This is a genomic window from Acetobacter sp. AN02 (assembly GCF_029759835.1).
Taxonomy (GTDB): Bacteria; Pseudomonadota; Alphaproteobacteria; order Acetobacterales; family Acetobacteraceae; genus Acetobacter.
Genome location: NZ_JAJJND010000116.1, coordinates 1 through 5,764 on the forward strand (window position 1 = coordinate 1; position 5,764 = coordinate 5,764).

4 protein-coding genes and 1 pseudogene are annotated in these 5,764 nt (G+C 57.6%); all 5 read left to right on the forward strand.

All coding sequences use genetic code 11. The annotated features are described in order from the left end of the window. Positions 1-69: 69 nt before the first annotated feature. Positions 70-225 (forward strand): annotated as a pseudogene (locus LOC54_RS10950) (tautomerase family protein); the annotation flags it as partial. 96 nt (positions 226-321) lie between these two features. Continuing rightward, positions 322-1,113 (forward strand): TIM barrel protein, encoded by a 792-nt coding sequence (locus LOC54_RS10955; protein ID WP_279313848.1) that lies wholly within the window; start codon positions 322-324, stop codon positions 1,111-1,113. Between the two features lie 91 nt (positions 1,114-1,204). After that, positions 1,205-2,278, forward strand: a complete 1,074-nt coding sequence (locus tag LOC54_RS10960) for an oxidoreductase (protein WP_279313849.1) — start codon at positions 1,205-1,207, stop codon at positions 2,276-2,278. Positions 2,279-2,613: 335 nt separating this feature from the next. Beyond that, on the forward strand, positions 2,614-5,082 hold the full coding sequence (locus LOC54_RS10965; protein WP_279313850.1) for a TonB-dependent receptor: 2,469 nt from the start codon (positions 2,614-2,616) through the stop codon (positions 5,080-5,082). A 143-nt stretch (positions 5,083-5,225) separates the two neighbouring features. Then, a complete protein-coding gene (locus LOC54_RS10970; protein ID WP_279313851.1) occupies positions 5,226-5,678 on the forward strand; it encodes a cytochrome c in 453 nt (150 codons plus the stop codon). Positions 5,679-5,764: the final 86 nt, after the last annotated feature.

Consider the following 5,764-nt stretch of genomic DNA (forward strand, 5'->3'; position numbering starts at 1 on the left):
GATCAGCATCCTGTGAATCACATTTTTAGCCCAATGGGTACCCCGTGAGTCTGATCAAGAAACGGTTGGTATAAGGTTCTTACGGATCGTCTTAAGGCCGGCTGCGGGATCGAGCCTTCTGACGTTATGGTCTCATTTGTCGAGAATGATGATGCACACTGGTCTTTCGGAAATGGCCGCGCCCAGTTCCTGACCGGTGAGCTGGGTGGAAAACCGTCTCACTGATGCGTTGCGGCACTGCCCGGGCTGTTTTATCCGGGCAGGGCCGCCTGGCCGTTTCGCGGCGGGGTGTCCTGATATGAAGCTTTCGGATATCGTAAGATGAGTTCAGAAAAATCCGGTTTTTCTCTGGCGGTCTGTGCGGAGATGATCTTCCTGGATCTTCCGGTTACTGAGCGTGTGCGCGAAATTTCGTCCCGGGGATTTTCTGTCGAGATCTGGGACTGGACCCGTCACGATATTGATGCGCTTGCGGCGACGGGGGCGGATTTTACATCCATGACGGGCTATATCCGCGGCACGCTGACGGATGATGACGGTGCGCGCGAGCTGCTGCGGACGGCAGAAGAGTCCATTTCCGTTGCACGCAAACTCGGGATTCCGCGACTGAACCTGCACGGCACGGGGCTTGCTCCGGATGGTCTGCCGGTGCAGCCCTGCACGCATGAAACCGGGGAAATGTGGATGAAGGCACGCGATACGCTGTGCCGTGTTGCGGAGCTTGGCGAAAAGCACGACGTGATGTTCGTGCTTGAAAACCTCAATGCAGAGGTTGATCATCCCGGTGTTCCTTTTGGCCGGGCACAGGACTGTTACTCCCTGATTCGTGCCGTGGACCATCCCTGTATGCGGATGATGCTCGATCTGTATCATGCACAGATCGGCGAAGGGAATCTGATTTCCCTTCTGCGAAAAACCTTTCCTTATATCGGGGAAATTCAGGTTTCTGACGTTCCTGGCCGCTGCGAGCCGGGGACCGGGGAGATCAGCTATCCTGCGATTGCGCGGGAACTGCAGAATCTTGGCTATACGGGGACGGTCGGAATGGAGGCGTGGGCCTCCGGTGATGACGATCTTGCGCTGGAGCGGTTCAGGAGTGCGTTTACGGTCTGAGCCGGGCGCATCATGCGTTGTGTTCAGATTTTACAGTATAGGGTGTTTTTAAAATCCACTGATAAAAATAACAGATTGTGGAGATCATCAGATGACGAACGCTGATATTCGCGTCGGCCTTATCGGTTACGGCTTTGTGGGCAAGACCTTTCACGCCGCGATGATCACGGCCACGCCGGGCATGAAGCTGGCGGCTGTTGCCTCTTCCCGGCCTGAGTCCGTGCTGAAGGACTATCCCGGTATTGAGGTTTTCAGCTCACCTGAGGATCTCATTGCCTGTCATGAGATCGATCTGGTCGTGATCGCGACACCGAACGAGACGCATCGGCCGCTTGCGGAAGCCGCCTTGCGTGCGGGGCGGAATGTTCTGGTGGACAAGCCCTTCATGCTGAGTCTTGCGGATACCAGGGCCGTGATTGAGACCGCACGGCAGAGCGGCAGTCTTCTGTCTGTTTTTCAGAACCGTCGATGGGACAGTGATTTTCGGGGTGTCCGTTCCGCGATCGAGGCCGGTCGTGTCGGCCATGTTGCTGTTTTTGAGTCCCATATGGGAAAATTCGAGCCGGTGCCGGGAGATGGCTGGCGGGATGCTGATGTGCCCGGCGGTGGCATGTGGTTTGATCTTGCGCCGCATATGGCGGATCAGGCTTTGCAGCTGTTCGGTCTGCCGGACAGCATCACCGCGGATATTGCCGTTCTGCGTCCGGGCGGGAAAGCTGATGACTGGTTTGAGGTTATTCTGTCCTATCCGCAGCATCGCGTCATTCTGCGCGGGAGCATGATGGCTGCCGGAGGGGAGGCGCGGTTTACGGTTCACGGATCGGAGGGAACGCTTGTCAAACACGGGCCGGATCTTCAGGAGGACAGGCTTGTCGCCGGGATCAGGCCGGATGCGCCGGGGTTTGGCGATGATGATGACAGGATGCTGTTCTACGGTCCCGACGGGGCTGAGGCGGTGACGATTCCGACGCCCTCGGGGGATCAGCCTGAATTCTATCGCAGACTTGAGGCCACGTTACGCGGGAAGCGGGACAATCCCGTGTCTGCGGCTCAGGCGCTGGCTGTCATGGCTGTGACGGAAACGGCGGCGGAGGCGGCGCGTCTGGGGCAGCGGCTGCCTCTGGCGCTGACTGAGAAGGAGCGTCTGGCCTGGCGTGCCGGATGAGCATCTGACGACGGGAGGGGGATGACGGCGCGGCGGGCTCCGGCGGTCGTATCCGTGTGCCTCCGTCCGCTTTCCGCATCGGAATATTATATATTGTAATCCGGCCACAGTGAGGCCGGAAAATGCCCGCGTACGGTTTCGCAAGCGAAATCGTCCTTGCGTTGTGCTGCCTGCTCTCCCTACAGCCTGCATCTGTCTCCGGTTCCGTGTGAGCCTTGGTTCGTGCAACACAGATTTCACAATACTTCTCTGCGTTACTGATCCCTCTTCTCCTATATACGGTCGCGACGGCAGATATTCTGCCTCACCTGCCCCTGTTCTTCTGCGGATATGTGATGGTTTCCTTGCTCCGACTGCCTTTCTCTTCTGGTCGCCGGTTCCAGATGAGCCTGTTCCGTTTTACGGCTTTGACATCCGTATGTCTTATGGCCTCCCCTGCCCGTGCGGCTCTCTCCGGTGAGACACATGCCCGCAAGGGGGCGCATCACGGGACCGCGCAGCGGGGTACGGTCCATCACACAGCCGCCTTACCGGCTGCGCAGGCGGCTGCACCTGCGAGGAAGCCGGTGTCTCATGGCAATATCCGGGCGTCGGGGGATGAGACGGTGGCTGTTTCCGGGCACCGGGCTGTGTCCCGCGGGCCGGATAACGTGATCGGACAGGCGGTTTTCAGACAGTTCACGCCTGGTGTCAGTGCCTATAAGGCGCTGGACCGTCTGCCGGGGGTGAGTTTCAGTTCGACCGATGCGCTGGGGATCGATACCTGGGGGTCCAGCATCTATGTGCGCGGATTCTTCATGGACCAGCTTGGTATCACGCTGGATGGTATTCCGCTGAATGACCAGACCTATGAGACCCAGAACGGCGTCAATCTGATCCAGGCCGTGATTTCCGATGATATCGAGCACGCGACCCTGTCCACCGGTCCCGGCGGTGTGAGCGTTCCGTCCACATCCACGCTTGGCGGCACGATCCAGTTCGAGACATCGGACCCGAAGGACAGGGCGGGCGGCAAGGTCAGTCAGGGGTTTGGCAGCTATGCCTCCTATCGCACCTATCTGCGCGGGGATACGGGAAAGCTGAATGCGACCGGGACGAAAGCCATGGTCTCCTACTCCCGGTCTGATGAGAAGAAATGGATGGGGCGCGGCCATCAGTTTCAGCAGCAGGTTGATTCCAAGCTGGTGCAGCCGATCGGCAATGACAGCATGATGAAGGCGTTCTTCAACTGGAGCCAGCTGCAGGAATGGGGCTATCAGGATACGTCGCTCAGCATGATCCGGACCATGGGATGGCGGGTGCCTCATCTTTATCCGGATTATGCAAAAGCCTATAACTATGCTGCTTCTCTTCAGGATGGCGGGACGCCGACCCTGCCGGTGCCGGATGAGGTGTCCTCGAACAGCCAGCAGCCCTATCTTTACGATGCCGGGCAGAATGAGATCGACTATACCGGCGGGCTGCGGTTTGATCTGGCCCTGACGGATCATCTGCGCTGGAAATCCATGCTGTATGGCCAGAGCATGACCGGTTATTACAGCTATTCCGACTATGACTATGCATCGCCCGATACCGGCGCACCGTTTTCCGAGGCTGTCTGGCAGGTGCGTCAGGAGCGGGTCGGCGGGTCGACCGGTCTTGAGTATAAGATTGCCCGGCATACGATTGATGCCGGGGTCTGGTATGAGAACAACAACCAGGCGGCGGATGTGTACTGGTATAACGAGCCGGCTCTGGGCCAGGGTGCGCCTCTGAAAACGGTTGGTCCCTACACGACTTATGGTCCGGCCTTTCAACGTGGCTATGGCATGGCCTGGCGCACGAACAACTTTACATGGCATCTGGAAGATACTTGGCGGCCTTTAAAGAACCTGCGTGTGACGGCCGGGTTCAAGTCCATGGTGACCGGAACGGCCGGTGGCGGATACTATAACAATCCGGATTATACCGGCGCGGATAAGCTGCCCGTCGGGACCATGACGGCGTCTGCGGCGTTTCTGCCTCATGTGGGCGCGAGCTGGTTTTTTCTTCCGCATCATGAGCTGTATTTCGATCTTGCGGAGAATATGCGGACCTATCAGGTTCTGCCCAATGGCGGTGGCAACTCATTATGGGCCGTGCAGGATCAGGCGACGTTCAGGGATCTGCAGAACAGCGTGAAGCCTGAGAAAGACTGGGTCTATGCCGTCGGATATCGTTATTCAGACAAGCTGATTCAGGCGAGTATCGACGGCTATCATGCCGATGCGCGGCACCGGCTGATGGCGGCGACCCTGGGGACGATCACGGCACCTGTATCGAGTGTCATTCAGTCCAGGGTCAGCATTTACGGTGTGGATGCGAGCACGACGCTGACGCCGGTCAAGGGTCTCGCGATCTATAACAGCGTGAGCTACAACCACGGCACGTATGGAAATAACCTTGATGCTTCCGATGGTTTTTACCATATGAAGGGCCGGAAGCTCGTCAACTATCCGCAGTTCATGTACAAGGCTAATCTGTCCTACACATGGCACGGGGTGGAAGCGCATTTTGATGTGCATTACTACTCAAAGCGTTATTTCAGCTTTACGAATGACACATCCGTTCCGGGATACTGGCTGGCCAGTACGGGGGCGCGCTGGAATCTCGGGAAGATCGGATTTGCCAGAAATATGTTCCTGGATTTCAATGTCTATAATCTTTTCAACTCGAAATATGTATCCATGATGGGTCAGAACGGAAACCCGATCAGCGGTGATTATCAGTCTCTGGAGCGCGGGGCGGTGCGCCAGTATTTCGGGACGGTTTCTGCCGAATTCTGAGCGGGGGTCTTTACGGACGGCGCCCGGATACGTAATGATATCGAAATGTTTTCGGATCTGAAGCACATATTCGCCTGTCCGTTCAGCGGACCCTGTGTGCCCCCGGATCCGGCCCAAGATCCAGCGTGCCGGAGCAGTTCCTGATGAAGCGTGTCGTCCCTGTCCTTGCTTTTCTCCTCAGCGCACCGGCCTCTTTTGCGGCTGACGGTGCGTCGCTTTACAAAACGACGTGCAGCGTCTGCCATATGGCGGATGCAGCGGGGATGTCCGGACGCTTTCCCCCTCTGAAGGGGCGGGTTGATAAGATTGCCGCTGCCCCGGGAGGAAAGACCTATCTTGCGGATGTGGTGATCAACGGACTGCATGGTCCGATTACGGCAGCCGGTGACTCCTATGCCGGTTTTATGCCGCCGCTCCGCTCCATGTCTGACGATCAGCTTGCGTCAATTCTGACATATATTGCTGATCTCGGGGATACGAAGCCCTCTCCGGTTGTCAACGCATCGGATATTGCCGCGAGCCGCAAGGGGCCGAAATCTGCTGATGCCATTATGGCCGAGCGGAAGGCGCTTGAGGACGCCCACGTCATCCGCTGAGGAAAGCTCATACCAACCATTGATTGCTAGAACCTATGCGCCCAATTGCGCAGTCCGATTGACATGATGCGCCAAGGTTGTTCGAC

Bases quoted from the DNA above. Each gene is read 5' to 3' on its own strand.
- LOC54_RS10955 (WP_279313848.1), top strand. From the start codon at position 322: ATGAGTTCAGAAAAATCCGGTTTTTCTCTGGCGGTCTGTGCGGAGATG.
- LOC54_RS10960 (WP_279313849.1), top strand. From the start codon at position 1,205: ATGACGAACGCTGATATTCGCGTCGGCCTTATCGGTTACGGCTTTGTG.
- LOC54_RS10965 (WP_279313850.1), top strand. From the start codon at position 2,614: ATGGTTTCCTTGCTCCGACTGCCTTTCTCTTCTGGTCGCCGGTTCCAG.
- LOC54_RS10970 (WP_279313851.1), top strand. From the start codon at position 5,226: ATGAAGCGTGTCGTCCCTGTCCTTGCTTTTCTCCTCAGCGCACCGGCC.